The organism is Psychrobacter sp. CAL346-MNA-CIBAN-0220 (assembly GCF_040309805.1).
Lineage (GTDB): Bacteria > Pseudomonadota > Gammaproteobacteria > Pseudomonadales > Moraxellaceae > Psychrobacter.
Genome location: NZ_JBEOPF010000449.1, coordinates 1 through 258 on the forward strand (window position 1 = coordinate 1; position 258 = coordinate 258).

The 258-nt window shown below is 43.0% G+C and carries 1 protein-coding gene; it reads right to left on the reverse strand.

From position 1 onward, the window contains the following. The coding region (locus AAEY88_RS14330) for an acyl-CoA dehydrogenase domain-containing protein (protein WP_350563466.1) at window positions 1–258 on the reverse strand (258 nt) is incomplete at both ends.

Genomic DNA, 258 nt, shown 5'->3' on the forward strand with positions numbered 1-258 from the left:
GTTCATGGTAATAAAACGCATGAACTTACGCGTACCACTTGCAGGGAAGTTATCTAAAAACTTGTGCAGCGCTTCTTCAGCACTTTGTAGTGCAAAGCGAGTGGCATAATGAAAATACGGTGCTGCTTGCTCACGTTCACTGCTTGATACTTTTTGCTCGTAGTATTTAATTGACGCCATTGCCGCGTATAAAAAGCTCATTACATCACCTAAACGTGCCGACAACATTTCTGCTTGCTTAAGCTTACCGCCAAGTAC